Annotated in this window: 17 protein-coding genes; 15 read left to right on the forward strand and 2 right to left on the reverse strand. The window is 74.5% G+C overall.

Going from position 1 to position 25087, the window contains the following annotated elements; genetic code table 11:
* Positions 1-150: 150 nt before the first annotated feature.
* The 5 genes from ABH931_RS25865 (at position 151) to ABH931_RS25885 (ending at position 3557) form a co-directional block, all read left to right on the forward strand.
* Complete coding sequence (locus ABH931_RS25865; RefSeq protein WP_370117774.1) at positions 151-1032, forward strand: type II secretion system F family protein; 882 nt, start codon at positions 151-153, stop codon at positions 1030-1032.
* Between the two features lie 286 nt (positions 1033-1318).
* A complete protein-coding gene (locus tag ABH931_RS25870) occupies positions 1319-2098 on the forward strand; it encodes a type II secretion system F family protein (protein WP_370117777.1) in 780 nt (259 codons plus the stop codon).
* Between the two features lie 535 nt (positions 2099-2633).
* Positions 2634-2768 carry a DUF4244 domain-containing protein gene (locus ABH931_RS25875; RefSeq protein WP_370117925.1) on the forward strand — a complete coding sequence of 45 codons (135 nt, stop codon included), beginning with the start codon at positions 2634-2636 and terminating at the stop codon, positions 2766-2768.
* A gap of 10 nt (positions 2769-2778) precedes the next feature.
* On the forward strand, positions 2779-3165 hold the full coding sequence (locus ABH931_RS25880) for a TadE family type IV pilus minor pilin (protein WP_370117780.1): 387 nt from the start codon (positions 2779-2781) through the stop codon (positions 3163-3165).
* A 5-nt stretch (positions 3166-3170) separates the two neighbouring features.
* Complete coding sequence (locus ABH931_RS25885; protein WP_370117783.1) at positions 3171-3557, forward strand: Rv3654c family TadE-like protein; 387 nt, start codon at positions 3171-3173, stop codon at positions 3555-3557.
* A gap of 165 nt (positions 3558-3722) precedes the next feature.
* Here the strand turns inward: ABH931_RS25885 and ABH931_RS25890 are convergent, their stop codons facing one another.
* Positions 3723-6107 carry a DEAD/DEAH box helicase gene (locus ABH931_RS25890; protein WP_370117786.1) on the reverse strand — a complete coding sequence of 795 codons (2385 nt, stop codon included), beginning with the start codon at positions 6105-6107 and terminating at the stop codon, positions 3723-3725.
* Positions 6108-6237: 130 nt separating this feature from the next.
* Between ABH931_RS25890 and ABH931_RS25895 the strand changes: the two genes are divergently transcribed.
* The 3 genes from ABH931_RS25895 to ABH931_RS25905 all read left to right on the forward strand — a co-directional run bounded on the left by ABH931_RS25895 (position 6238) and on the right by ABH931_RS25905 (position 9965).
* Positions 6238-6579, forward strand: a complete 342-nt coding sequence (locus ABH931_RS25895) for an STAS domain-containing protein (RefSeq protein ID WP_042373473.1) — start codon at positions 6238-6240, stop codon at positions 6577-6579.
* Positions 6580-6716: 137 nt separating this feature from the next.
* The gene (locus tag ABH931_RS25900) at positions 6717-7181 is read left to right on the forward strand and encodes an ATP-binding protein (RefSeq protein WP_370117789.1); all 465 of its coding nucleotides are present in this window, start codon (positions 6717-6719) and stop codon (positions 7179-7181) included.
* A 327-nt stretch (positions 7182-7508) separates the two neighbouring features.
* Entirely contained in the window at positions 7509-9965 is a 2457-nt protein-coding gene (locus tag ABH931_RS25905; RefSeq protein ID WP_370117792.1) for a sodium-translocating pyrophosphatase, read from the forward strand.
* A gap of 91 nt (positions 9966-10056) precedes the next feature.
* On the opposite strand, the gene ABH931_RS25910 is transcribed toward ABH931_RS25905, so the two are convergent.
* Complete coding sequence (locus ABH931_RS25910) at positions 10057-10944, reverse strand: alpha/beta fold hydrolase (RefSeq protein ID WP_370117794.1); 888 nt, start codon at positions 10942-10944, stop codon at positions 10057-10059.
* Positions 10945-11221: 277 nt separating this feature from the next.
* On the opposite strand from ABH931_RS25910, the gene ABH931_RS25915 reads away from it, so the two are divergent.
* The 7 genes from ABH931_RS25915 (at position 11222) to ABH931_RS25945 (ending at position 24990) form a co-directional block, all read left to right on the forward strand.
* Positions 11222-11953 carry a hypothetical protein gene (locus ABH931_RS25915; RefSeq protein ID WP_370117797.1) on the forward strand — a complete coding sequence of 244 codons (732 nt, stop codon included), beginning with the start codon at positions 11222-11224 and terminating at the stop codon, positions 11951-11953.
* Between the two features lie 511 nt (positions 11954-12464).
* Positions 12465-14051 carry a methyltransferase gene (locus ABH931_RS25920; RefSeq protein WP_370117928.1) on the forward strand — a complete coding sequence of 529 codons (1587 nt, stop codon included), beginning with the start codon at positions 12465-12467 and terminating at the stop codon, positions 14049-14051.
* 203 nt (positions 14052-14254) lie between these two features.
* Complete coding sequence (locus ABH931_RS25925) at positions 14255-14848, forward strand: DUF3592 domain-containing protein (protein ID WP_370117800.1); 594 nt, start codon at positions 14255-14257, stop codon at positions 14846-14848.
* 446 nt (positions 14849-15294) lie between these two features.
* Positions 15295-18081 (forward strand): type I DNA topoisomerase, encoded by a 2787-nt coding sequence (gene topA, locus ABH931_RS25930; RefSeq protein ID WP_370117803.1) that lies wholly within the window; start codon positions 15295-15297, stop codon positions 18079-18081.
* 282 nt (positions 18082-18363) lie between these two features.
* The gene (gene tmk / locus ABH931_RS25935) at positions 18364-22266 is read left to right on the forward strand and encodes a dTMP kinase (protein WP_370117807.1); all 3903 of its coding nucleotides are present in this window, start codon (positions 18364-18366) and stop codon (positions 22264-22266) included.
* 113 nt (positions 22267-22379) lie between these two features.
* Complete coding sequence (locus ABH931_RS25940; RefSeq protein ID WP_370117810.1) at positions 22380-23582, forward strand: DNA polymerase III subunit delta'; 1203 nt, start codon at positions 22380-22382, stop codon at positions 23580-23582.
* Positions 23583-23928: 346 nt separating this feature from the next.
* A complete protein-coding gene (locus ABH931_RS25945) occupies positions 23929-24990 on the forward strand; it encodes a hypothetical protein (RefSeq protein ID WP_370117813.1) in 1062 nt (353 codons plus the stop codon).
* Positions 24991-25087: the final 97 nt, after the last annotated feature.

Here is a 25087-nt window from a genome sequence, read left to right on the forward strand (position 1 = left end):
CCTCGTCTCGGGACAGCCGGCCGGATCCTGCAGGTGGCCGGTGCCCGGGCTGCCCAGGCCGTCGGTGGGGTCAGCGGGGCTGGTGGGGCCCGCGGCGCTGGGGTCGTCCGCGCTGAGGTCGGCGGGAGCGGCCGTGCCGGTGGCCCTGGAGTGGCCGGGCTCGGCGTCACCTGGCCCTCCGCCCACGCGCTGACGGCGGCGGCCGTGATGGCCCTCCTCGGTCTCGGCGCCTGGTGGTTGACGAGGCGTGACCGGACGGTCGGCCGCGTCGGCCGCCTCTACCCCGGCATCCGCGAGCGCCGCTCTGGCCCCTGGCGGCTGCGCGCCCGGCGGGTCCGGGCGCTCCTCCCGGTGGAGCTGCTGCTCCTGCCGCTCGGCGGGACCGCTGCCTGGCTGGCCGCTTCCCCGGTACCCGCACTGGCTGGGGCAGCGGCTGTCTGGCCCGTGATCCGTCTGCGGCGCCGCAGACGGGCGGTCAGGGAGCGGGAGGACCGGCAGGCCGCGGTGGTCGAGCTCTGCGCGGCGCTGGCCGGGGAGCTGCGCACCGGGGCCACCCCGCACCAGGCGGTCGAGATGGCCGTTGAGGGGCTCCCGCACGGAGACGCCCTCGACCCGACCGCCCTGCTGGCCGCCGTCAGACTCGGCGGCTCGGTGGACGGGGCACTCACTCTCCTGGCGGAATCGCCAGGAGCCGAAGGCGCCAGGGGCGCCGCCGCCTGCTGGCGGGTCACCTCCGCCAGCGGAGCGGGTCTGGCCGAGGGGCTGGACCGGGTCGCCGAGGGCCTGCGTGCCGAGCGGGCTCTGCGGGACTGCGTCCGAGCCGAGCTGGCCGGCCCCCGTTCCACGGCGGTGCTCCTGGCTCTCCTGCCGGTGTTCGGGCTCGCTCTGGGCGCGGCCCTGGGAGCCGATCCGCTGCAGGTGCTGCTCCACACCACATCGGGCCTGGTCTGCCTGCTGGTGGGCGCGGTGCTCGAGTACGCGGGGCTGGCCTGGACGGCGCGCATCGCCCACGCGGCCGAGGGCCCCGCATGAGGCGCCAGGGCGCGCCGCCGCGGGTGTCGCTCGCCCGCCGACCGCCACCCGGCCGGCTTGCGCGGCCGACACGGGCCGACCGCCACGCACGGCCGAAACGGCCTCCACGGCCAATGCGGCCAATGCGGCTCGCTCGCACGCGGCCGCGACCGGCTTCCCCGGCGCGGACCGCTTCCCCGGCGCGGACCACCTCCTCGGCCAGGGCCGTCCCCTCGGCTCGGTCGGGGCGCCGGGTGTGCAGCGGGTGCCCAGCACGCACCAGGTCGGCGAGGACGGAGGCGGGGGCGTGAACGCGGCTCTGATCACCGTGGCGGCGCTGCTCAGTGGGCTGACCGCGGTGGTGACGGGCCTGGTCGTGCGGACACGCCGACGGCGGTTTCTGCGCCGGGCCATGCGGGTGGGCGTCGATCCCGCCCGTTCCCGGAAGGCCCGCCGTGGCCTCCCGGGCGGAGAGCGCCGGGTGCCGCGCCTGGCCTCCGCCGTACTCGGGGCGGGCGTCGTCGCCCTGGTCGGCGGCCCCACCGGTTGGGTGCTGGGCGTGGCACTGGGGGCGCTCGGGTTCCGCTACCTGCCCTCCCCGCCAGGGCCGGCCATGCGGGCCAGGCGGCGGGAGACCGTCCTGCTGCGTGCCCAACTCCCACTGACCGCCGAGCTGCTGGCCGGATGCATGGCCTCGTGGTGCCCGCCGGACGCGGCCCTGATCTCCGTGGCCGAGGCCATGCCGGAGCCGATGGCCGGACGCCTGGTGGCGGCGGCGGTCCAGCTGTCCATGGGAGCCGACCCGGAGTCCTGCTGGGAGCGGCTGGCGGTCACCGACCCGGTGCTCGCTCCGCTGGGCCGTTGCCTGGCGCGGGCAGCCTCGAGCGGGGCGCCCCCGGCCGCCGGTCTGGCCCGACTCGCCGACGCGGAACGGGCCTCGGCAGCCCGGGAGGCCCAGGCCAGGGTTCGCCGTGCCGGGGTCATCGCCACCGCCCCGCTCGGGCTCTGCTTCCTGCCGGCCTTCGTCCTCGTCGGTGTCGTTCCGGTGGTCACCGGCCTCGCCGGGATCTTCCTCGGCCGGCTCTGACCCGCGGCGTCCGGCCTCGCCCCCGGGTCCGTCGCCCCGCGGCCCGCCCTCGCCCCGCGGCCCGCTCTCGTCGCCATGGCCCGCCCTCGTCGCCGTGGCGACCGGGCGGCCCCCAGGGCCGTCCGCCCGTTCCACCTCGTCCGTCCGATCCGTCGTGTCCGCCTGTCTCCGAGGAGTCACCATGCCCAGGTCCCCGCACACTTCACCCGCCGCAGCGCCTTCCGCTGACGTCGCGTCGGACGATGTCACGCCGTTCCGGCGCCCCGCCCCGCCGACTGCTCCTGCGGCTGCTCCTTCGGCTGCCCAGCCACCGGCCCGGCCGCCTGCTCAGCCCTCGCCCGACGGCGCGGGGCGTGCTCCGACCGCGCCGGCCGGAGACGGCGCCTCGGTTCCCTTCCTCCGGATGTGCCTGCGCCGCCCCAGGGCCACGCTCGGGCTGCTGGCCTGCCTGGCGCAGGTGTGGTTCCTGCACGGCGCGCACGTGGTGCGCTGTCGAGTGCGCGCCCGCTTCGGGCGCCTGGCCGGGGACGACGGGATGACCACGGCCGAGTACGCCGTGGGCACCGTCGCGGCCTGCGGGTTCGCGGCCCTCCTTTACAAGGTCGTCACCAGCGGCGCTGTCTCGTCGGCGGTGCAGGGGCTCATCCGGCGAGCTCTCGGTGCCGTCTGAGGGCCGCTGGGTGCCCCGGGCCGGGCGCCCTCGAGGGGCCGCCGGGGAGATCGGTGACGCGGGCTACACCACGGCGGAGGCGGCCGTGGCCCTGCCCGCGCTGGTCCTGGTCAGCGCGATGCTGCTGTGGGCGGTGCTGGTCGGCTCGGCGCAGGTCAGGTGCGTGGATGCGGCCCGGGAGGCCGCCCGCGCGGCGGCGAGGGGTGATCCGGCCGCCGCCGCCCTGGGGCAGGCGGCGGCCCCGCCCGGGGCATCGGTCTCGGTCAGCACCTCGGGGGACCGGGTCAGGGCCGAGGTCTCGGCCCTGAGCGGCGGTCCGGGCGGACTGCTCAGCTTCCGCGTGTCGGCCACGGCCGTGGCGGAACGTGAGCCCGGTGAACCGGGGGCCGGGCGGTGAGGCGGTTGCGGGGGCGTCGCCACCGGAACAGCGACGCGGGGAGTGCCACGATCTGGTTGCTGGCGCTGCTCGGCCTGGTCGCCTTCGCGGCCACGGCCGCACTGGCGGTGGCGGGCGCGATCGCCGCCCGACACCGGGCGGAGTCCGCCGCGGATCTGGCGGCGCTCGCCGCCGCGGGCCGTCTGCTCCTGGATCCGGGCCAGGCCTGTGCCGAGGCGGCCTCCATCGCCTCGGCCCAGGGGGCCACGCTGCAAGCCTGCGTGATCCGCGCCGACGCCCTGGAGGACAGCGTCGAGGTCGACGTCTCCGTCCCCTCCCCGGGCGGCCTGGTCCCCGGCCTGCCTCCGGCCCGGGGGCGCGCCCGGGCGGGCCCGGTGACGGCCCCGTTCTGACGGGGCCGGGCGCTGCACCTCCGAGGGGCGCGGCGGACTGCGCCGCGCCCGCCCCAGACCGGAAGGACGGCGAGCCGCGCCGTGGAGGGAGCACCCGATGCGAACGGCCCTCCACCCGGTGATCAGGCTCAGGCTCGCGGTAGCGGCGCTCGGTCACGCGCGCCGCTACCGCGCTCCGGCGAGCAACAGGGAAAGGAGGCGGATCGCGCCCTGCTTGTCCAGGGGGTCGTTGCCGTTGCCGCACTTGGGGCTCTGGATGCAGGAGGGGCACCCGCGCTCGCACTCGCAGGCCGCGATGGCCTGGAGGGTCGCCGAGAGCCACTCCTGGGCCCGCTCGAAGGCCCGCTCGGCGAAACCGGCGCCGCCCGGGTGGCCGTCGTAGACAAAGACGGTCGGCAGGCCGGTGTCCGGGTGCAGTGGCACCGAGACCCCGCCGATGTCCCAGCGGTCGCAGGTGGCGAAGAGCGGGAGCAGGCCGATCGAGGCGTGCTCGGCGGCGTGGGCGGCACCGGGGAGCTCCTCCGGCAGGAACCCGGCGTCCTCCAGCTGCTCCTCGGTCACGGTCCACCACACCGCTCGGGTGCGCAGCGTACGTGGGGGCAGGTCGAGCTTGGTCTCGCCGAGGATCTCGCCGGTGAGCAGGCGGCGCTTCAGGAAGGAGACCACCTGGTTGGTCACCTCGACCGAACCGTAGTGCAGGCCGGCCTCGCCCCAGGCGACCTGCCGGTCGGTGCCGAGCACGGCGATGTGCGTGGTGTCGCGGGCGACGGTGCTGTAGGGCGGGTCGGCCTCCGCGACAAGGGCCACCGAGTCCTCCAGGTCCAGCTCCCGGACCAGGTAGGTGCGGCCCTGGTGCAGGTGCACGGCGCCGGTGTGCACGGTGGTGTGCGCGGATCCGGCGTCGACGGTGCCGAGCAGCCGCCCGGTGTCCGCTTCGACGACGCGGACGGGGGTGCCGCCCTCGCCGCGGATGTCGACCAGGTCGGCGGCGCGCTCGCGCCTGGTCCAGAACCAGGTGGTCCCGCCGCGCCGCCGCAGCATCCCGCGTCGCTCCAGCTGCGGCAGGAGTATCGGCGCCGAGGGACCGAAGAGTTCCAGGTCCCCGGGGGCCGTCAGCGGCAGTTCGGCGGCGGCCGCGCACAGGTGGGGCGCGAGGACGTGCGGGTTGTCCGGGTCCAGCACCGTCGACTCGACGGGCTGCCGGAACAGCGACTCGGGGTGGTGGACCAGGTAGGTGTCCAGTGGGTCGTCGCGGGCGATCAGGACGGCGAGGGCGCCGGTGCCCTCACGTCCGGCCCGCCCTGCCTGCTGCCACAGCGACGCGCGGGTGCCGGGGTAGCCGGCCAGCAGCACGGCGTCGAGTCCCGCCACGTCCACGCCCAGCTCCAGCGCGCTGGTCGAGGCGAGGCCCAGCAGCCTGCCGGAGTGCAGGGCGCGTTCCAGCGCCCGCCGCTCCTCGGGGAGGTAGCCGCCGCGGTAGGCGGCGACCCGGCGGGCCATGGCGTGCCCGGCGGCCTCGGCGAGCCGCTCCTGGGCGATGACCGAGATCAGCTCGGCGCCGCGGCGTGAGCGGACGAAGACGACGGTGCGGGTGTCGTCGAGGACCAGGTCGGTGAGCAGGTCGGCCGCCTCGGCGGTGGCCGAGCGGCGCACGGGCGCGCCGTGCTCGCCCGCCAGCTCGGTCAGCGGCGGCTCCCAGAGGGCGAAGACGGTCTCGCCGCGCGGGGACCCGTCGTCGGTCACCTCGGCGACGGGCAGCCCGGTGAGCCGCTCGGCACTGTGCCCCGGATCGGCCACGGTCGCCGAGGCGAGCAGGAAGACGGGATCGGCCCCGTAGCGGGCGCACAGCCGCCGCAGCCGGCGCAGCACCTGGGCGACGTGGGAGCCGAAGACGCCGCGGTAGGTGTGGCACTCGTCGATCACGACGTAGCGCAGCGACCGCAGGAAGGTGGCCCAGCGCGCGTGGCCGGGCAGGATCGCCCGGTGCAGCATGTCGGGGTTGGTGAGCACGTACGCGGCGTACTGGCGGACCCACTCGCGTTCTTCGAAGGGAGTGTCGCCGTCGTAGACGGCGGCCCGGACGCGCGTCAGCCGGGACGCCTCCGGCCCGGCCTGCTCGGCCACGGTGCGCAGCTCGCCCAGCCGGCGCAGTTGGTCGGCGGCGAGCGCCTTGGTGGGGGCGAGGTAGAGGCCGGTCGCGCCGCGGCCGTTCTTGGCCTCGGTGCCCTCCAGCAGGGCGCTCAGCACGGGGGCGAGGTAGGCCAGCGACTTGCCCGAGGCGGTCCCTGTGGCGATCACCACATTTCGTCCGCTTATAGCCAGTTTTGCGGCCTCGGCTTGGTGTGTCCACGGCTGCTCGATGCCGCTCGCCGCGATCGCCGCCAGCACCTCCGGGCGCAGCCCCGCGGGCCAGTCCGCATACCGGGCGGGCCGGGAGGGGATGTGCTCCGTATGAGTGAGCCGATCTTGCCGCCCTGAGATGCCCGTCAGGCGGTCGAGAGCGGCTGTGGGCGGGTCAGGACGCGGCTTCATCGGGCCCCAGTCTGTCATCACGGCGATGGAGATTCGCTCCAAGGCGTCGTCCTGGCCTGGCGATAAGTGGTTGAATGCCTACGCGGCCGTGCAACGGGGCCTGGGCCCCGCCATCGGCATGGAAGCAAGGCAAGGTGCTGGAGGTTCCGTGGACCTGTCCCTGTCGACCCGTTCCGTCGGCGACCGCACGGTCGTCGAGGTGGGGGGCGAGATCGATGTGTATACCGCCCCGAAGCTGCGCGAGCAGCTCGTCGAGCTCGTCAATGAGGGTCACTACCACCTGATTGTGGACATGGAAGGCGTGGACTTCCTGGACTCGACCGGGTTGGGCGTGCTCGTCGGCGGGCTCAAGCGGGTGCGGGCCCACGAGGGTTCGCTCCGCCTGGTCTGCAACCAGGAGCGCATCCTCAAGATTTTCCGGATCACCGGACTCACGAAGGTGTTCCCCATCCACGGTTCCGTGGACGAGGCCGTCGCCGCCAACGACTGAGCTCGTTCAGCGACCGGGCCCGCGTTCGGGCCCGGACTGAGCGGCGGTGCACCCGGGAGCGGCACGGGCGCGCGGGTTTCGCGCGTCCCGGCTCCCGGGGCCGGACCGGAACCAGAACCTTTCGAGGGGGACATTGGATGGCCACCGTCGAACTGCGCTTCAGCGCGCTCCCGGCGCACGTACGGACGGCGCGCCTGGTCGCTGCCGCTGTCGCGCGTCAGGCCGGGGTCGACGATTCGGTCCTCGACGAGGTCCGCCTCGCCGTGGGCGAGGCATGCTCGCGTGCGGTGGGCCTGCACGTGCGTAACGGAGTCTCACATCCTGTTCGGGTCAAGCTGACCCAGCAGGAGAAGCGCTTCCTGATCGAGGTCGGCGACGGCGTCCCGACCCCGACCACCTCCCACGCCGACAGCAGCGCCGCCGAGGCCCTCAGCCTCGCGGCGGGCGCCGGCGGGAACGGCGGCGGTGAGCAGGCCGACGACACCATGGGTCTCGCCGTCATCAGCGGTCTGGTCGACGACCTTGTCATCGGCCACGACGAGGACGGCGGCGTCATTCGGATGAGCTGGCCGATCGCCGATCCGGCCGACGACGAGCTGTAGGCGCTGAGGCGGTCGCGCGAGGGCGCACGCCGAGGCACAGGGTCGAGCCGACAGAGGTCGAAGCACAGAACGAGGCAAGAGGACCGAGGGCGGCCCGGGAGAGTTCCCGGGCCGCCCTCGGCGTGTTCGGTGGGCGTGTGTCCCGGCCCGGCTTCGCACCATCCGTCACATCCTTTCCAGGGTGTACCAATTGCCGCTCGTACCCTGTTTTGATCATGTTTCTGATCCCTACAATCGCGGCCTGCCACTTGCCCGCGCTCCAAGCGGTCCGCGCCTTCCCCCGGCCCCATGGCCCCGGGATCCCGCTTGGCGCACGAGCCAGACGTCATGGGAGGACGAATGGCCGGGCTCTATCTCTCCGGCGCTCCATCAGGGGTGACGGCCGTGCTCACCGGGTCGGACCGGGTCGTGGTCGTCATTGTCGCCGTCGTCGCCGCAGCCGCGCTGGGTGTCGCGTGGCTGCTGGTCCGTCAGGTACTGGCAGCGGATCAGGGCACCGACACCATGAAGCAGATCGCCGCCGCCGTGCAGGAGGGCGCCAACGCCTACCTTGCGCGGCAGTTCCGCACGCTCGCCGCCTTCGCCGTCCTCGTGCCGTTCCTGCTGCTGGTGCTGCCGGCCGACGACTGGTCGCAGCGGATCGGGCGCTCCCTCTTCTTCGTCGTCGGCGCCGCCTTCTCCGCGGTGACCGGATACGTCGGCATGCAGCTCGCCGTACGCAGCAACGTCCGCGTCGCCGCGGCCGCACGGGCCGCCACACCCCCCGAGGGGGAGAGCCAGGAGGAGACACCGGCGCCCGACGTACGGGAGGTGTCGCACCGCGCGATGCGGATCGCGTTCCGCACCGGCGGGGTCGTCGGCATGTTCACCGTCGGCCTCGGCCTGCTCGGCGCCTCCGTCGTGGTGCTGATCTACCGCGAGAACGCGCCCAAGGTGCTGGAGGGCTTCGGCTTCGGCGCGGCGCTGCTGGCGATGTTCATGCGTGTCGGCGGCGGCATCTTCACCAAGGCCGCCGACGTCGGCGCCGACCTGGTCGGCAAGGTCGAGCAGGGCATCCCCGAGGACGACCCGCGCAACGCCGCCACCATCGCCGACAACGTCGGTGACAACGTCGGCGACTGCGCCGGGATGGCAGCCGACCTGTTCGAGTCCTACGCCGTCACGCTCGTGGCCGCGCTGATCCTCGGTGCCAGCGCGTTCGGGGACCACGGGCTGGCCTTCCCGCTGCTGGTGCCCGGTATCGGCGTGGTCACCGCGGTGCTCGGGATCTTCGCCGTCTCGCCGCGCAGCGGTGACCGGTCGGGCATGACGGCGATCAACCGCGGCTTCTTCATCTCCGCCGTGGTCTCCCTCGCGCTGGTCGCGGTGGCCGCCTTCACCTTCCTGCCCGGCAGTTTCGCCGGACTCAAGGGCGTCTCCGCGGGCATCGCCGCGCACAGCGGCAATCCGCGCGTGTTCGCGCTGGCGGCCGTCGCCATCGGCATCGTGCTGGCCGCCGCCATTCAGCAACTGACCGGCTACTTCACCGAGACCAACCGGCGCCCGGTCCGCGACATCGGCAAGACCTCGCTGACCGGGCCCGCCACCGTCATCCTCTCCGGCATCTCGGTCGGCCTGGAGTCGGCGGTCTACTCCGCGGTCCTGATCGGTGCCGCCGTCTACGGCGTCTTCCTGCTCGGCGGCGGCTCGCTCACTCTCTCCCTCTTCGCCGTGGCCCTCGCCGGGACCGGCCTGCTCACCACCGTCGGCGTCATCGTCGCGATGGACACCTTCGGGCCGGTCTCCGACAACGCCCAGGGCATCGCGGAGATGTCCGGCGAGGTGACCGGCGCCGGGGCGCAGGTGCTGACGGAACTGGACGCCGTCGGCAACACCACCAAGGCGATCACGAAGGGCATCGCCATCGCCACGGCCGTGCTCGCCGCGACCGCGCTGTTCGGCTCGTTCACCGACGCCATCGGCACCGCCGAGGCCCAGATCGGCTCCGCCGCACACGGGTTGAGCCTGAGCCTGGACATCTCCCAGCCCAACAACCTGGTCGGTCTGCTGCTCGGGGCGGCCGTCGTCTTCCTCTTCTCCGGACTCGCCGTCAGCGCGGTCTCCCGTTCCGCCGGTTCGGTGGTCTTCGAGGTCCGCGAGCAGTTCCGGACCCGGCCGGGCATCATGGACGGCTCCGAAAAGCCCGACTACGGACGGGTCGTGGACATCTGCACCCGCGACGCGCTGCGCGAACTCGCCACGCCCGGCCTGCTCGCCGTCCTCGCGCCGATCGCCGTCGGGTTCCTGCTCGGGGTCGGCCCGCTCGGCTCCTACCTCGCCGGGGCGATCGGAGCAGGCACCCTGATGGCGGTCTTCCTGGCCAACTCGGGTGGTGCCTGGGACAACGCCAAGAAGCTGGTCGAGGACGGCCACCACGGCGGCAAAGGCAGCGAGGCCCACGCGGCGACGGTCATCGGCGACACCGTCGGCGACCCGTTCAAGGACACCGCGGGCCCCGCCATCAACCCGCTGCTCAAGGTGATGAACCTGGTCTCGCTGCTGATCGCCACGGCGATCGTCAAGCTGGGCTTCGGCGCGCACGCGAACGCGCCGCTGCGGATCGGTATCGCGGTGGCGTGCCTGGTCGTGATCGTCGCCGCCGTGTGGCTGTCCAAGCGCCGGGGGATCGCGATGGGAGCCGAACCGGACAGCGGCAGCGCAGGCGCCAGCGGCGGGGAGGCCCCGGCGGTCGTCGGGGCCGTGCCGCAGCAGCCGGACGCGGGGGTGGCACCGGGCGTGCGCTGAACCGCAGGGTTCCCGACCTCGGGTCGCGCGGCGGGTGGCCGGTCTTGCCGGCTGCCCGTCGCGCGGGGGTTCCCGCTGATCGCCAGGGCGTTCAGCGCACCCGCAGAGCCTCGCCGGCGCGGGCGTTGGCCGCGATGGCCGGGACGATCCGCGGCCACAGCGCGGTCGGGAGATCGTGTCCCATGCCAGCGAGCGTGAGCAGCTCCGCCTTCGGCACGGCGGCGGCCGTCGCGCGGCCGCCGCTGACGTCGACCAGCGCGTCGGCCTCGCCGTGGATGACCAGGGTCGGCACGGTGACCCCGGAGAGCCCGGGCGTCCGGTCCGGCGAGGCGATGATCGCCGCCAGCTGGCGGACGAAGCCGTCCGCGCGGTTGCTGCGGTCGTAGGCGCGGGTCACGTAGGCGCGCAGCTCCGCCTCCTCGCGCGGGTAGCCCGGCGAGCCGATGACCTTGGCGGCCTGCATGTTCGCCTCGACGGCGGTGCCCCGATCGGTCGCGCGCGGGCGCATCAGGACCGCCCACGCCTCCTTGGACGGCTGACCCGTCGTCGGGTCACCCGGACGGGACATGATCGAGCACAGGCTGAGCGCCCGTTCGGGGTGGTCGATCACCAGCTGCTGGGCGATCATGCCGCCCATGGAGGCCCCGACGATGTGGGCGTGGTCGACGCCGAGGACGCCGAGCAGGGCCAGGGCGTCGTCGGCGAGGTCCCCGAGAAGGTAGGGCGCGCTGGAGGGGTCCCCGCCGAAGATCGCGCCGAGGTCCGGCTGCGGCCCGGAGTCGACGAAGGTGGAGAGGCCGGCGTCCCGGTTGTCGTAGCGGACGACGTGGAAGCCCTCAGCGGCGAGGTTGCGGCAGAAGCGCTCGTCCCAGGTGATCAGTTGGGCGCCGAGCCCCATGATCAGCAGCAGGGTCGGCTGCTGCGGATCGCCGAAGGTCTCGTATTCGAGCTCGATGCCGTTGACCTGAGCGCGAGGCATGCGGCCCTCCGTGTCGTCGATGTCGTGTCCGGCGCAGTGCGTGTCAGGCGCAGTGCGTGTTCGGAGCTGTGCGCGTGCGGAGCTGTGCGCGTGCGGTGTGTGCTCGGGCACGGTATCGAGGGAGACCTGCGCCCGAAAAGGGCGACAGTGTAGGTTCCCAAGCTGGGTCGAAGCGTGGGAAGGGGACCCGGTGAGCAGGTCGGAGCTGGTGGCGTCGGTGCGGAAGCCCGCGGCAGGAACGGGAGCAGGGGCGGCGGCGGGCCCGGAGGTCGCCGTTGTGACTGTCGCGTCGCGTCGCGGACGGGCGGCCGGCCGCACCGTCGGCCGGGTCGCGGTGGCGGCCGCGACGGTGGCCGTGGTGGCCCTCGGCACGGCCGCGTGCGGCGGGAGCGACAGCAACGCCAAGCTGGACGCCTGGGCCAAGAGCGTCTGCGGCGGGATCGCCGCGCCCATCCAGGCCGTGGCGGACGCGAAGGCCGACACCGGCCGGATCGTGCAGGGCGAGAGCCCGGCCGATCTGCAGACGCGTCTCGCGGACGACATGGGCAAGCTGGCGACGGCGAACCAGCAGATAGCGCAGGCGGTGCAGGCGGCGGGAGCGCCGCAGACCACCGACGGCGCCCAGACGCAGGCCGACGCCGTCAGCGAGCTGAACCAGGCAGCCGGCGGGTTCACCAAGGTCCAGCAGACGGTGAAGAGCCTGCCGGTCAGCGACCAGGGCCGCTTCGCGGCCGAGCTGCGGGGTGTCTCCGACCAGATAGGACAGCTCTCGACGCAGTCCTCGACGGCGCTGCAGAAGCTCCAGTCCGGCGACCTCGGCGCGGCCCTGGGCCGCCAGACCGGCTGCGCGGCCCCGAGCGGCACCCCGACGGCCGAGTCCTCGGACACGTCCGCCGCTGCGCCCTCCGGTTCCGCGACTGCCTCCGGCTCCGCGTCGGCCTCGGCCAAGGCGAGCGGCAAGCCCGGCGACAAGTCGTCCGCCAAGGCGTCCAGCTCGCCGACGCACTGACACGAGAGCAACGCGCCCGAGCCGTCCCGGGAGCGGCAGCGGCAGCGGAGCTCTGCCGGTGCGCCTGCCCGCGCCCCGACGTCGTCGCCCCACACGGACGGTTCACGAGTGCTCCCGGCCGCCGGAGGCGGCCCGGCAGGCGCAGCCGCACCGGCACTCCTGGCCCGTCGAGGCCGCTCCGGCACCGCCGCCCCGGGGGCAGCCGGGAGCTCGGCATGGGATCCGAGGGCGTGGCTCGGCGGCAGCCGGCGGCACCGGCGCTCCTGGCCCGTCGAGGCCGCCCAGGCCTTGTACTCCCAGGGCGGCTCCGGTGCCGCGTCCGTCGGATCCCGGAGGGCGGCGCGGCGGGAGGAGAGGCCGGGTGGGGCCCGGTGTCGGGGAGAATGGGCGTGTGACGACCAGTTCCTCCGCTGAGAGCCCCCAAGCCCCCGACACGCCCGTCGTTCGCGCCGCGGACGGCAACGGCCCCGGGCGTGCCTCCGCCGCGTCCCCCGCCTCCGCCGCTGCGGCGATGCCCGTCGTCGACCCCGCGCGGATCGGGGGGCTGCGGGAGGCGTTCGTCGCGGCCGGGTACACCGCCGACGGCTGTCTGGAACTGCTCGGGGGCGCGGCCTACGCCGCGCTCGCGCGGAGCGAGAGCGTGCCCGCGTTGCGGGCGACGGCGGGACAGGGAGCGCTGCCGACGCTGGTGCGGCTGTTCCTGCTGCAGCGGGAGGTGTCGTACCCGCAGGCCGCGCTGGCGCTGCCGGTGCAGGAGGCGCTGGCGGACGGCTGGCTGACGCGCACGGTGGAGGGCGGGGTGCGGGCGACCGTCGACATCCGGCCCTACGCGAACGACATCGCGGGCGAGTCGGCGGCGGCCGACGCCTGGATCGTCTCCGACCTCGGCTGCGCGGTCGGCGGAGCCGGCGGCATCGGGTCCGGCGCGGCGACGGACCGGGGCGTGCCGCGCGGCGAGCTGGTGCTCGGGGTGGGCGGGGCGTCCACGACGCTCGCCAACATCACCGTGCGCCGCGCCGTCCGGCGGGTACTGGATCTGGGGACCGGCTCCGGCATCCAGGCCCTGCACGCCGCCCGTCACGCCGCGCAGGTCGTGGCCACCGACGTGAACCCCCGGGCGCTGCACTTCGCCCGCCTCTCGGCGGAGCTCTCCGGCTTCGGCGAGCGGATCGAGGTCCGCGAGGGAAGCCTCTTCGAGCCGGTGGACCGCTCCGACCGCTCCGACCGCTCTGACGCCGGCCCCGCCGACCCCTCCGACGCCGCGCGGTTCGACCTGATCGTCTCGAACCCGCCGTTCGTGATCTCCCCCGGCGGACGCTTCACCTACCGCGACGGCGGCATGGCCGGGGACGACCTGTGCCGCAGCCTGGTCGCGCAGGCCGGAGCGCACCTCACGGCGGGCGGCTACTGCCAGCTGCTCGCCAACTGGCAGCACGTGCGCGGCGAGGAGTGGCGGGACCGGGTGGCCTCCTGGGTCGCCGGGACCGGCTGCGACGCCTGGATCGTGCAGCGCGACGTGCAGGACCCGACCACCTACGCGGAGCTGTGGCTGCGCGACGGCGGTGACCACCGCGGTTCGCGCGAGGAGTACGAGCGGCGCTATGGCGAGTGGCTGGACACCTTCGAGGCGGCCAAGGTGGACGGGGTCGGCTTCGGCTGGATCACGCTGCGGCGGGCACCGGAGGGCGCCGCGCCGGTGGTGCTCGCGGAGGAGTGGCCGCATCCGGTCGAACAGCCGCTCGGCCCGGTGATCGAGGAGTGGTTCGCCCGGCAGGACTTCCTGCGGGACCACGACGACGCGGCGCTGCTGGACGCGCACTACCGGCTGGCCGACGAGGTCGTCCAGGAGCAGGTCGGCGTTCCGGGGGAGGAGGACCCGGAGCACGTGATCCTGCGTCAGAACCGGGGCATGCGAAGGGCGACCAAGGTCGACACCGTGGGCGCCGGTTTCGCCGGGGCCTGCGACGGCTCGCTGCGCGCGGGTGACATCCTCGACGCCATCGCCCGCCTGCTGGAGGAGGACCGGGTGGTGCTGCGCGACCGCGCGCCGGAGCAGATCCGGCTCCTGGTGGAGCAGGGCTTCCTGCTGCCGGTCTGATGGTCGGACTCGGCCGCACCCACCGCTCACCCGGGTGAACCGGCCGTTCATCCGGGGTTTGCCTGGCTTTCCCCGTCCGTAGGGACGCAGTTGCCGACACGCTGACAGCCTGCTGCCACGACCGATCACGTGATCGACCATCAGACGGCAGAGCTTGGCGGGGGCGTGCGAACGTGGGGACACCACTGAGTCTGTTCACGGGGGTGTGGTTCTCCCTGTTCGGAGGCGCTGTCGTCTGGTGGTGCGCCGCGGAGGTGCGCCTGCGGCGCACCCTGCGGCGCGTCGGCGTCAGCGGGATGGCACGCGTGGTGCCCGCCTCCGAGCTGGAGCAGGCCCGGCAGGACCGGGCCCGGGTGGCGCTGGCCGTGGCCGGCGCGAGCACCCCGGCTGACGAGGCCGCTCGCACCGTCGGGACCGGCCCCGACGCGGCCGGCCCCGACGCGGGCAGACTCGACGGGATCGGCCCCGACGGGACCGGCCCCGACACGGGCGGGCCCGAGGCGCCGGTCTCCGACGAGGGCTACGGCGTCGACATCGACCACGCCGACAACGCGCCGCTGCTCAGCTTCGAGGCCGAGGGCCACGGCGAGGTCGTGACCCGGCCGCGTGGCTGGACCTCGATCCGGCGCTCCTCGGTACTCGTGGAAGGCGCGCTGGTCCCCATCGCCTACGACCCGAAGGAGCCGACGAGAGTCGCCCTGCTGGGGGTGCCGCAGAGCCGCAGCGACCTGTTCTGGCTCCTGCTGGGCCTCGCCTTCGCCGCCTGCGGTGTGACGTTGCTCGCCACCGCGTTCTGACCCGCGGGTGGGCGGCGCCTCGGGGCAGCCTCAGGAGCGGCGGTTCTATCAGACGGGTGCATGGCTGTGCGTCCGGATGGGCAGAGACACGCCGAACGGGTTGGATTCCCCGCCGGAAATCCGACGGCCGGTCCTATGATCCGGACGTCCGGTGCGGGGCCGCTCGGCGGGTCCGTGCCCGCTCCGGGTGTCCCCGACCTGTTCGCAGGCCTGATCGTGCATTCGTGTGACCACGTACGACCCACCGTACGATCCCGCCCGAACAGCGGGAACACGCTCCCTCGGGTTACCGTTCGAGTGGCAGCGGAGGGCTCCCGCCGGTGACATGTCGGGATCCGTCCGTTTGACAAGGGGCACCGGGGTGCGGTCACACTCCGCATTCAGGACCGTGTCACCGCGAGCGTTGCGGTGACCACCCCCTCATCGACCGGGAGAGAAGAGCGAAGGTGTCCCCGACCAGCGAGACCGCACGCGACGGACGTCGACTCGTCATCGTCGAGTCGCCGGCCAAGGCGAAGACGATCAAGGGTTACCTGGGCCCTGGATACGTGGTCGAGGCCAGCGTCGGGCATATCCGCGACCTTCCGGGCACCGCCGCCGAGGTCCCCGAGGGCTACACCGGCGACGTCCGGCGCCTCGGCATCGACGTGGACCACGATTTCGAGCCGATCTACGTGGTCAATCCGGACAAGAAGGCCCAGGTCTCCAAGCTCAAGTCGCTTCTCAAGGAAGCCGACGAACTCTTCCTCGCCACCGATGAGGACCGCGAGGGCGAGGCCATCGCCTGGCACCTGCAGGAAGTGCTCCGTCCCAAGGTGCCCGTGCACCGGATGGTCTTCCACGAGATCACCAAGGACGCGATCCAGGAGGCCGTGCGCAACCCGCGCGAGCTGAACAAGCGCCTGGTCGACGCCCAGGAGACGCGCCGCATCCTCGACCGCCTCTACGGCTACGAGGTCTCCCCGGTGCTGTGGAAGAAGGTCATGCCGAAGCTCTCGGCCGGCCGCGTCCAGTCCGTCGCCACCCGCCTCGTCGTCGAGCGCGAGCGTGAGCGCATGGCGTTCCGCTCCGCCTCCTACTGGGACCTGACGGCGGTCTTCGCCACGGGGGACGCGGGTCGTGCCGCGACCGCCGGAGAGCCCGGCACCTTCGGCGCCCGGCTCTCCGCCGTGGACGGCCGCCGCGTCGCCTCCGGCCGCGACTTCGACTCGCTCGGGCAGCTCAAGAGCGCCTCGGGCCAGGTGCTGCACCTGGACGAGCAGGCCGCCCGCGGCCTGGCCGCCGCGCTGGCCGCGACCGACTTCCGGGTCCGCAGCGTCGAGTCCAAGCCGTACCGCCGCTCCCCGTACGCGCCGTTCCGCACCACCACGCTCCAGCAGGAGGCCAGCCGCAAGCTGGGCTTCGGCGCCAAGCGCACCATGGACGTGGCGCAGAAGCTGTACGAGAACGGCTTCATCACCTACATGCGTACCGACTCGACCACGCTCTCGGACACGGCCGTCAACGCCGCCCGGGCGCAGGTCGAGCAGCTCTACGGCCGCGAGTACCTTCCGGACGCGCCGCGGACGTACCAGGGCAAGGTCAAGAACGCGCAGGAGGCGCACGAGGCGATCCGCCCCTCGGGCGACCGCTTCCGCACCCCGGCCGAGACCCGCCTGGCCGGCGACGAGTACAAGCTCTACGAGCTGATCTGGATGCGGACCGTCGCCTCCCAGATGAAGGACGCCGTCGGGCAGTCCGTCTCGGTCAAGGTCGCGGGCCTGTCCGCCGACGGCCGCGACGTCGAGTTCTCCGCCTCCGGCAAGATCATCACCTTCCACGGCTTCCTCAAGGCCTACGTCGAGGGCCGCGACGACCCGGACGCCGAGCTCGACGACCGCGAGCGCCGACTGCCGCCGATGGCCGAGGGCGACGGCGTCAGCGCCGAGGAGATCAACCCCGACGGCCACGCGACCAAGCCCCCGGCCCGCTACACCGAGGCCTCGCTGATCAAGGAGCTGGAAGACCGCGAGATCGGCCGCCCGTCGACCTACGCGGCGATCATCGACACGATCATCCGGCGCGGCTACGTCTTCAAGAAGGGCACGGCGCTCGTCCCGTCCTTCGTCGCCCTGGCCGCCGTCCGGCTGCTGGAGGAGCACTTCGGCCGCCTGGTGGACTACGACTTCACCGCCAAGATGGAGGACGACCTCGACGCCATCGCCCGCGGCGAGGCCGAGTCGGTGCCGTGGCTGCGCCGGTTCTACTTCGGCGAGGGCGGCGCGCAGGGCGCGGCCGCGTCCGCGGCGGACGCCGGCAACGGCGACGGCGACCACCTCGGCGGCCTGAAGGAGCTCGTCACCGACCTCGGCGCCATCGACGCCCGCGAGATCAGCTCGTTCCCGCTGGGCGACTCCGGGATCACGCTGCGCGTGGGCCGCTACGGCCCGTACGTCGAGCGCGGCGAGGAGCGCCACGACGTCCCCGACGACCTGGCTCCCGAGGAGCTGACCGTCGAGCTGGCCGAGGAGCTGCTGGCCATGCCCAGCGGCGAGCGGATGCTCGGAACCGACCCGGCGACGGGCCACCAGATCGTCGCGAAGGACGGCCGCTACGGCCCGTACTTCACCGAGATCCTGCCCGAGGGCACGCCCAAGACCGGCAAGAACGCGGTGAAGCCGCGGACCGGCTCGCTGCTGAAGTCCATGACCCTGGACGAGGTGACGCTGGAGGACGCGCTCAAGATCTTCGGTCTGCCGCGCGTCGTCGGCGCCGACGCCGAGGGCGTCGAGATCACCGCGCAGAACGGCCGCTACGGGCCGTACCTGAAGAAGGGGACGGACTCGCGCTCCCTGGAGGCCGAGGAGCAGATGTTCACGGTCACCCTGGAGGAGGCGCTGGCGATCTACGCCCAGCCGAAGGCGCGCGGCCGCGCGGCGGCGAAGCCTCCGCTCAAGGAGCTCGGCGTTGACCCGGTCAGCGAGAAGCCCGTCGTGGTGAAGGACGGGCGCTTCGGCCCGTACGTCACCGACGGCGAGACCAACGCGACGCTGCGGCGGGACGACTCCGTGGAGGAGATCACGCCGGAGCGCGGCTTCGAGCTGCTCGCTGAGAAGCGGGCCAAGGCGCCGGCCAAGAAGACGGCGAAGAAGGCCCCGGCCAAGAAGGCCGCCGCGAAGAAGACCACGACGGCTGCGGCGGCGAAGAAGGCTCCTGCCAAGAAGGCCGCGGCGAAGAAGACCGCCAGCGCCTAGCTTGCCCTCCCGAAGGGAGCCGCACCCTCCAGGGGCGCGGGGAACTGCTCATCAGCGACTCCGCCGCGGGGCGCGAGCAAGTCACCCGATGCGGACGGTCCTCACCCAGCAGGGCCGTCCGCACGCCGGTGGTTGCTCGCGCGGTCCTTGTGCAGTTCCCCGCGCAGTTCCCCCTGCCCCTGAGGTCGCGCACCGAGCGAAAGTGCACCAGGCTCGGTACCGGAAGGTAACCGTCTGCCAACAGCGGGACGGGGTGTCCGGAGCTCCGGTTAGGCTGGCCGTATGAGCGCCGAGTCGCAGGAGCCCACCAGCGAGGCCCCGGAGAGCAGCAACCCAGAGGACCGCGGCAGCGGAGCACCCGTCGGCGTCAGCCCGACGGATCGTGCCCGTGCGCTGCTGCGCGGACGTGCCTACGGGCGCGCCTGGCGCGCGCAGGCGGTGGGGACGCTGGGGGACCGCCTCGCCCTGCTGACCCTGCTGGCGCTGACGGTCCGTGCCGTCATAGGCGCGCAGGCGCTCGGCGGAGGGTACTCCGCCACGCTCCTCGCGCTCGCCGCGGCCTTCGGGGCGCGGCTGCTGGGCACGCTGCTGTTCGGCGCGGTGCTGCTGGCGCCGCTCGCGCAGTTGACGCGGCGTCTGGACCGCCGGCAGCTGCTGCTCGGCGCGGAGGCGGCGCGTGCCGCCCTGCTCGCGTGCGCGCTGTTCTGGGTCACCTGGGCCGGGACGCACGCGTGGATCTGGCTGCTGGTCACGGTCTTCGTCGCGGCCGCGCTGGAGCGGGTGGTGACGGTCACCCGCGAGTCGTTCGCCGAGGCGCTGCTGCCCAGCGCCACGCCGGGGCACGCGCCGGTGGACCAGCGGCCGGTGCTGCGCCACATCGACCTGTGGACCGGCTACGCCACGATCCCGCTGGCCGCGCTCGGCTTCGTCGTGCTGATGCTGCTGAACCAGGGCATCGGGCAGGGCGTCTCCTGGCTGTCCGCGCACCCGCTCGCGCTGGCCGGCTTCGGCGCCGCCGCGCTCTTCGCCGCCGCCGGGGCGCTGTACTTCCGGCAGGAGCTGCCGGACGCCGAGGCCGACGGGCCGCGCCCGTTCGAGCCCCGCTCGCCGCTGACGAACCTGCGCGCTCCGGGGGACGTCACGCCCGGGCTGGCAGCGCGCGGGCGCACCGGCTCCTCGCTGGTCTTCTCCTTCGCGGCCTGCTCGGTCGCCGCCGCGGTCGCGGCGGCCGTCGCCGTCGCCTACATCCACGCCTTCGACCTGCTCGCCGGGGAGATCGGCTTCGGGCTGCTGGTGCTCGCGCTGACCGCCGGGTTGCTGCTCGGGCTGCGCGTCAGCCGCAGCGTGCTGCCGCCGCTGAGCCGGCGTCGGCTGCTGCCGCTGGCCATGATCGTCTCCGGGCTCGGCCTGGTGCTCGGCGGCCTGGTCCGTGACTACGTGCTGGCGCTCGTCCTGTTCTCGCTCGCCGGGATCGCGGGCGGCGTCGCCTTCCGGGGCGCGCGGGACCTGCTGCGGCTGGAGACCGAGGAGGCCCGGCAGCCGAAGGTCGACGAGCACCTGCACGCGATGCTGCGCGTGGCCGTGGCCCTTGCCCTGCTCGTCTCGCCGCTGATCGGCGCCGCCTTCGGGCCGGAGCAGTTCGGTGGTACCACGCTGACCTTCGACCACGGCGGCGCGGGCCTCGCGGTGGCGCTCGCCGGGCTGCTGCTCGTCGTCGCGGGCGTCGTCGTGCTGCTGCGCGGGGACGACCGCAAGGGGGTCGCCCCGCTGCCGCGCGACGTGTGGGACGCGTTCACCGCCGGTGCGGAGCGGCCCGCCTACCGGGCCGGTACGGGCTTCTTCATCGCCCTGGAGGGCGGCGACGGGGCCGGCAAGTCCACGCAGGCCCAGGCGCTGTCGGAGTGGATCCGCAGCAAGGGCCACGAGGTGGTACTGACCCGCGAGCCCGGTGGCAGCGCGATCGGCCAGCGGCTGCGCGCGATGCTCCTCGACGTTTCCAACACCGGCATCTCGCACCGCGCCGAGGCGCTGATCTTCGCGGCCGACCGGGCCGAGCACGTCGACTCGGTGATCCTGCCCGCGCTGGAGTGCGGCGCGGTCGTCATCACCGATCGCTACATGGACTCGTCCATCGCCTACCAGGGCGCGGGCCGCGACCTGGCGGCGGCGGACGTGGCGCGGATCAACCGCTGGGCCACCGGCGGCCTGGTCCCGGACCTGACGGTGGTGCTGGACGTCGCGCCCTCGGCGGCGCGGGAGCGGTTCACCGACGCGCCCGACCGGATGGAGTCGGAGCCGGAGACCTTCCACCGGCGGGTCCGTTCGGCGTTCCTGGCGCTGGCCGCCGCCGACCCGGCCCGCTACCTGATCGTCGACGCGGGACAGCCCCCGCACGCCGTGACCACCGCGATCCGCCACCGCCTCGACCGGGAGCTGCCGCTCTCGGAGCAGGAGAAGGCGGCCCTGGCGGAGCGTGAGCGGCTGGCCCGCGAGGCCGAGGCACGCCGCCTGGAGGAGGAGGCCCGCCGCAAGGCGGAGGAGGAGCGCGCCGAGCGCGAGCGCCAGGCCACGCTGGAGCGGCTCCGCCTGGAGGCCGAGGAGGCCGAGAAGGCCCGCCAGGCCGAGGAGGACCGCAAGGCGGCCGAGGCCGCCCGGCAGGCGGCGGAGGCGGCGCGTGCCGCGGCCGCGGCGGAGGCCGCCCGCAGGGCCGAGGAGGAGGCGGAGCGCCGTCGCGCCGAGGAGGCCGCGCGCGCTGCGGCTCTCGCCGAGGCGGACCGGCTCGCCGAGCTGGAGCGGCAGCGCGCCGAGAAGCGCGCGGAGGAGCGCCGCCGGGCGGAGGACGCTCTGCAGCGGGCCGAGGCGTCCCGCCTGGCCGCGGAGGCCACGGCTGCCGCCGTTGCGGCCGCGGCCGCAACGAAGGCACGCGGGGCCGAGCCCCAGGACGGCGGGGCGGAGCACATAGCCGCCGACCGGAACGCGAACGACGCGACGGCCGTGCTGCCGCGCGTCACGGCGGAGCCGAACGGGACTGACGGCGTCGCCGCCACGGCCGAGCTGCCGCAGGTCGGCGTGGGCGTGGGCATGGGATCGGCGGACGAGACGGCGGTCCTTCCGCGCGTGACGGACGCCGGTCCGGCGCCGGACGCGGTCGACGCCACAGCTGAGCTGCCCCGCGTCACCGACCCGCGCGAGCCCGCTGGGGGCGCGGCGGCTGCCCGGAAGGGCGACGAGCCCGGTGCTGGGCGCGACGCGTCGGAGGTGGCAGGCCGGGCGTCCGGTGCGGCGCGTGCCGGGCTGGTGGCGGGCGCGGCCGGTCCGGCTGCCGGAAACGGCGACGAGCTGGGCGCTGGGCGCCGGGATGACACCGCAGGGCGAGGCGGATCTGCCGCGGACGCGCCCAAGGCGTCGCCGGCGGCGACCGCGCCGGGTGGTGGCGCGCGTGCCGGGCAGGCGCCAGCGCCGGGCGGGAAGGCGGCCGCGGACGAGACCGCGGTGCTGCCGCGCGTCGTCCTGGGTGGTGAGGTGGGCGACAAGGCGGAGAGCCCCGTTGAGACCACGGCCCCGCTGCCCGTTGTGGACGGTGCCGTCGGCACCGGCACGCCGCAGGAGGTCCGCGCACCCAAGGGTGGCGCGAGCCCCGCCGCGGCCGAGGAGACGATGGTGCTCCCGCCGATGCCGGCGCGGCCGCCGGTCGTCGGCGCGCCCGCGCCGCAGACGGAGGAGGCGCCGAAGAAGTCGCGGCTCGGGAGGTTCACCCGCAAGTCCGGCGCGGCGCAAGAAGAGGCGCCGGGCGGGGACACCGCCGGCACGTCGTCCGCCGTCGAGGAGACCGCGGTGCTGCCGGTGGTCGACCCGCAGGCGCAGCAGCCGCTGCCGCGGTCGTGGCGGGAGTCCGCGCCGCGCAGCGCCGAGAGCGTGCAGGACCGGGTGCCCGAGTGGCTGTTCCGTCCCGAGCCCGGTCCGGCCGGCGCGGAGTCGCCGACCGCGCAGATCCCGGCCGTCGAGCCGAGGGCGGAGGCGGCACCGGCGCAGCCCGGACGCTACGACTGGGCCGAGGAGACTCCGCTGGACGACCTGCCGAGCCTCACCGACCAGCTGCTGGGCACCCGTGAGGAGTGGGCGCACTGGCACGCCGAGACCCCGGACGAGGAGCAGGGGCCGGACGATCGCGGGCGACACGGCTGAGGCCGGTCCGCCGCCGCTTGTCGGTGGTGGCCGTTAGGCTGCGAGGCAGTGAAGCAGTGGAACAGTGGCAGTGGGCAGTGACGTGGTGAGTGGCGGCAGAGCGGCGGCGTGACGTGAGCGTGTGGGACGACCTGGTGGGGCAGGACCAGGTGATGGAGCAGCTCGTCTCCGCAGCCCGGGGGGCCCGTGCCGTGGTGGCGGGGGAGACGCCCGCCGCGGCGGCCACGGGGATGACGCACGCGTGGCTGTTCACCGGCCCGCCCGGATCCGGCATGGGCGCGGCGGCCCGCGCCTTCGCCGCCGCGCTGCAGTGCACCTCGCCGGATCTGGATCTCGGTGGGGTGCCGGGCTGCGGTTTCTGCGAGGGCTGCCACACGGCGCTGGTCGGCAGCCACGCGGACGTCAAGACGGTGCGCACCGACGTGCTCAGCATCGGTGTGAAGGAGACGCGCGAGCTGGTCCGCAACGCCTCGATGTCTCCGGCGGGCGGGCGCTGGCAGGTGATCATCCTGGAGGACTCGGACCGGCTGACCGAAGGCGCGGCCAACGTCCTGCTGAAGGCGATCGAGGAGCCGGCGCCGCGGACGGTGTGGCTGCTGTGCGCGCCGAGCGTCGAGGACGCGCTGCCCACGATCCGCTCGCGCTGCCGCCTGCTGGTGCTGCGCACGCCGTCCGTGGGTGCGGTCGCCGACGTGCTGGTGCGCCGGGACGGTGTGGATTCGGAGCTGGCGATGTTCGCCGCTCGGGCCTCCCAGGGGCACATCGAGCGGGCGCGGCGGCTCGCCCAGGACGAGGTGGCGCGGTCCCGGCGGGCCGAGGTGCTGCGGCTGCCCATGGTGGTCGGCGACCTCGGCAAGTGCCTGGCCGGCGCCCAGGCGCTGGTGGACGCGGCGGCGGCGGAGGCCAAGCAGGTCGCCGAGGAGGTGGACGCGCGGGAGACCGAGGACCTGCGTACGGCGCTGGGCGCGGCGGCGGGCGTCGGCGGCCGGATGCCGCGTGGCACGGCCGGGGCGATGAAGGATCTGGAGGACCGTCAGAAGCGACGGGCCACTCGCATTCAGCGCGACAGCCTGGACCTGGCCCTGGTGGACCTGGCGGGCTTCTACCGGGACGTGCTCGCGATCCAGTTCGGCGCGGGCGCCGAGCTCGCCAACGAGGACCTCCGGGCCAATGTGGAGCGCGTCGCGTCCCAGTCCTCCGAGGAGACGACTCTGCGTCGGCTCGAGGCCGTCCTGGCCTGCCGCGACGCCATCGACCGCAACGTCGCCCCGCTCCTCGCGGTCGAGGCGATGGCGGTCAACCTCCGCGCGGGCTGATCCCGCCCGTCGTCCCAGCGCGCAGCCCGCCGGGCCGCGTACGGGGCGCGGTCAGTGCTCCAGTGCTCCGGGCAGTGCTCCGACGCTCCGGACCGACGCTCCGGACCGGGGCCCGAGCGCGTCCGCGAGGGCACCTGCGAGGCACCGGCTCCTGCGGCTCACCCCGCTCGGTCGGGTCCCCGCTCTCCCGTGTCCCGTGCCGTCCCCATTCATCGTGCCGTCCTCATCCCGTGCCGTCCTCATCCCGAGGCCGTCCTCGCGGCGCGGCCGGGTCCACCCGCGTGCGGGTCGTTGAGGGCGCTCCTCGCGCGCGCCCCCCGCTTCGGGTTCCCTCCTTCGGGTGGGAATGGCAGGGGAATCGATCAAGCTCGGCCCCGTGGGGGATCCGGTCAAGATGACCTTGTGGTGGAGCGCAGCGCTGATCGCTGCCGGGGCGACGGTCGGTGTCGGGATGGTCGGCAGTGCGCTCGGGGCCTGGCGGGAGGAACAGGCAGGTCGGGTGTACGAGTTGACGCCCCGCTACCTGCGGGTCGCGGGGCGGGCCCTGGTCGCCGCGGTGGCGCTGGTGGGGGCGGCCGTCGGCGGGGTCGTGGCGGCGGTCGGTGACGGGGGACGGGGCGGTGCTCCGGCGGCGGTGGCGGTCACCGCCGCCGGCCGGGTCTCCCCCTCGGTTGCCGCGCATCCCGACTCCGACCGCGCGCACAAGGCCGCGCCGTCCGCGCCCGCCGCGCTGACGCTCGTCGGGCAGCCCCAGGGCGGGCGGCTCTACCAGGGCACCGTGCCGGGGGTCGCGGGCCGGGTGCGGGTCTGGGTGCCGTCCCAGTACGCGGCCCACAGCGCCGCGTCCACCATCGCCTTGCAGGCGCTCGTCGTACGCGCACCGGCAGGGGAGCTCGCTGAGGTGTGGGAGGGGCTGGCCGGGGCCGTCCTCGCCGGACACGCGAACCCGTTCGTCGCCGTCGTGCCGGACGACCCGTGTGCGGCCGCCGCCGACGACACGGCCCTGCGCCACGCCGTCGCCGCGCAGTTCCGGGTGGCGTCCCGGCCGCGCTCCTGGGCGGAGTTGGGCGTGGACACCGGCTCGGCCTGCGCCGTCACCGCGGAACTGAACCACCCCGACGTCTACGCGGGCGCCGCGGCGCTGGGCGGTGCGCTGCCGCACCCTGCGGCGAGCCGCGGGTCCGGGCAGGCCCCTGGGGTCCGGCTCCTGTTGGCGCAGGCCCACCGCGACACGACGGGCCAGGCCGAGGCGGGCCGACTGCGGACCGCGCTGCAGGGCGCGCCGGACGCGGCCGTCCGCCTCTCGTCGGTGGTACGCGACCTCACGGCGGGGAGGGAACGCTTTCGGCTGGTCCGTTTGGCGGCAGACTATGTGACGGAGGAGTTCGCCGCGGCCGTCCGCCGCTGACGGGCGCGCCCGCCCGCAGACCACGAAGCCCGACCGCAGACCACGAGCCCGACCGCACCAGCCACCAGCCAGCGTCACCAGCCAGCACCAAGCAGCA

Origin of the sequence: Streptacidiphilus sp. MAP12-33 (assembly GCF_041261265.1) — a bacterium.
In the GTDB taxonomy this organism is placed as follows: domain Bacteria; phylum Actinomycetota; class Actinomycetes; order Streptomycetales; family Streptomycetaceae; genus Streptacidiphilus.

Excerpts from the sequence above, each read along its gene's own strand:
- tmk (WP_370117807.1), top strand. The coding sequence starts at position 18,364 with ATGAGCGCCGAGTCGCAGGAGCCCACCAGCGAGGCCCCGGAGAGCAGC.
- ABH931_RS25910 (WP_370117794.1), bottom strand. The coding sequence starts at position 10,944 with ATGCCTCGCGCTCAGGTCAACGGCATCGAGCTCGAATACGAGACCTTC.
- ABH931_RS25890 (WP_370117786.1), bottom strand. The coding sequence starts at position 6,107 with ATGACAGACTGGGGCCCGATGAAGCCGCGTCCTGACCCGCCCACAGCC.
- ABH931_RS25945 (WP_370117813.1), top strand. The coding sequence starts at position 23,929 with ATGGCAGGGGAATCGATCAAGCTCGGCCCCGTGGGGGATCCGGTCAAG.
- ABH931_RS25875 (WP_370117925.1), top strand. The coding sequence starts at position 2,634 with ATGACCACGGCCGAGTACGCCGTGGGCACCGTCGCGGCCTGCGGGTTC.
- ABH931_RS25920 (WP_370117928.1), top strand. The coding sequence starts at position 12,465 with ATGCCCGTCGTCGACCCCGCGCGGATCGGGGGGCTGCGGGAGGCGTTC.
- ABH931_RS25900 (WP_370117789.1), top strand. The coding sequence starts at position 6,717 with ATGGCCACCGTCGAACTGCGCTTCAGCGCGCTCCCGGCGCACGTACGG.
- ABH931_RS25905 (WP_370117792.1), top strand. The coding sequence starts at position 7,509 with ATGGGAGGACGAATGGCCGGGCTCTATCTCTCCGGCGCTCCATCAGGG.